Origin of the sequence: Massilia genomosp. 1 (assembly GCF_011682185.1) — a bacterium.
Classification (GTDB): domain Bacteria; phylum Pseudomonadota; class Gammaproteobacteria; order Burkholderiales; family Burkholderiaceae_D; genus Telluria_A; species Telluria_A rubra.
This window is the reverse complement of sequence record NZ_WHJF01000480.1, coordinates 1-321: the sequence shown is the minus strand read 5'-3', so window position 1 is coordinate 321 and position 321 is coordinate 1. Positions and strand designations below refer to the sequence as shown.

The window sequence follows — 321 nt, the reverse complement described above, 5'->3', positions numbered from 1 at the left end:
CTCGTCCATGACGCCCACCAGCAATCCCTGCCCACCCACGGCCATCTGCGCTCGCAAGTGTGCTGCGCGCTGTACTGCCTGTGGGCGCGGCGCGAGCTGGCGGTATCGAGCGATCCTTGGGGCGATGCGGTGGCGGCGCTGCGTGCCATTTACGCGTCCATGCCGGAGGCGCTGGAAGAACTGGAATGGGCGGTGCGCCCGGACGATCCTCCTGCTGGCGGCGGCTCCGGCTACGTGGTCGACTCGCTACGCTCGGCGCGTCTGGTGCAGGCCGCAGGCACATATGAAGAGGTGGTGCGCGCGGCGGTCAGCCTGGGCAAC

At 69.5% G+C, this 321-nt stretch carries 1 protein-coding gene; it reads left to right on the top strand.

The window, feature by feature from the left end; genetic code table 11:
• Positions 1-321: ADP-ribosylglycohydrolase family protein (locus F1735_RS34590; protein ID WP_167241577.1), on the top strand; the 321-nt coding region annotated here is incomplete at both ends.